The following is a 1,328-nucleotide window of genomic DNA, read 5'->3' on the forward strand; positions in this document are numbered from 1 at the left end:
AAAAAAATGATCAAAAAGGCATCGACTACTTGTCAAAAAGGCCGGCCAGCATAGCCAGTAACGGGGCAGAAGCGCAATCTCGATCCGGCGACGATCAAGGCTTTGCCCCAGCGAATTCCGCGACACCCCTTGCTGACATAGAAAATATATCCATATTATCAATGTCTTAAAAATATTGGCGATGCTGCTACACGCGCAGCGACAAGGAATTAGCCTTTAGTCGAATATGTTTAAGTCTTTCCATGCCGATTGCGCATATCACATACGGATTACAGAAAGCCCTTCCGCCACAAGTGCTTCCACCAAAAGTGCCGATAGCAGCAAAACGCCTGCGAAGGGCAGGCGCAACAGCGAAAAGACGAGAAAGGAAAGGTAAATCCGGGAATCGGGGCTTCACGCGCGAGGGAAATTCGCCAGCAGCTCCTCCAATAGCGCCGGTGGCGTGGCGTCATGAACACAGGCCTCTCCGAGGCGACGCAGCAGGATCAGCCTCAGTTGATCGTCCAGGTTCTTCTTGTCCCGCCGCATGAGGTCGAGGAAATCCGTCACCCCCATGTTGGCGGGTGCCGCCAGCGGCAAGTCGGCCGCTGCGAGAATGGCGCGTGTTCTCGCCACCTCGGCGTCGGTCAGCCAACCCAGACGATTCGATAACTCGGCGGCCATCAGCATGCCGGTTCCCACCGCCTCGCCGTGCAACCAATGACCATAGCCCTGGTGTGCCTCGATGGCATGGGCGAAGGTATGGCCGAGATTGAGCAGTGCTCGCACGCCCTGTTCCGTCTCGTCCTCGGCGACGATATCGGCCTTTATCCGGCAACTGCGCTCGATGGCCATGGCCAAGGCGTCGGCATCCAGGCCGCGCAGGGCAGGCAGGGCGCCGTCGAGCCAGGCGAAAAAATCACTATCGCGAATCAGGCCATACTTGATCACCTCAGCAAGCCCCGCGGACATTTCACGCGGCGGCAGCGTCGCCAGGGTATCGGTATCGGCCAGCACCACCCGCGGCTGCCAGAAGGCGCCGATCATGTTCTTGCCACGCGGATGGTTGACGCCGGTCTTGCCACCCACCGAGGAATCCACCTGGGCCAACAGCGTGGTCGGCACCTGGATGAAGGCCACGCCACGCTGGTAGCTGGCGGCCGCGAACCCCACCATATCGCCGATCACCCCGCCCCCAAGGGCGACCAGGGTACAGCGGCGATTGAAACTCGCCTCCATCAGCGCATCCCAGATCAGGGTGATACTCTCGATAGACTTGGTGGCTTCACCGTCCGGCAACACCAGCTCATGCACCTCGAGCCCGGCAGGCAAGCCCTGCTTGAACGCCT

1 protein-coding gene is annotated in these 1,328 nt (G+C 59.6%); it reads right to left on the reverse strand.

The window, feature by feature from the left end:
- Positions 1-393: 393 nt before the first annotated feature.
- Positions 394-1,328 (reverse strand): 3-dehydroquinate synthase (gene aroB / locus ACESMD_RS08820; RefSeq protein ID WP_372612317.1); only part of this gene is annotated, 935 nt, incomplete at its 5' end.

This window comes from Halomonas sp. (assembly GCF_041689495.1).
GTDB lineage: Bacteria > Pseudomonadota > Gammaproteobacteria > Pseudomonadales > Halomonadaceae > Halomonas.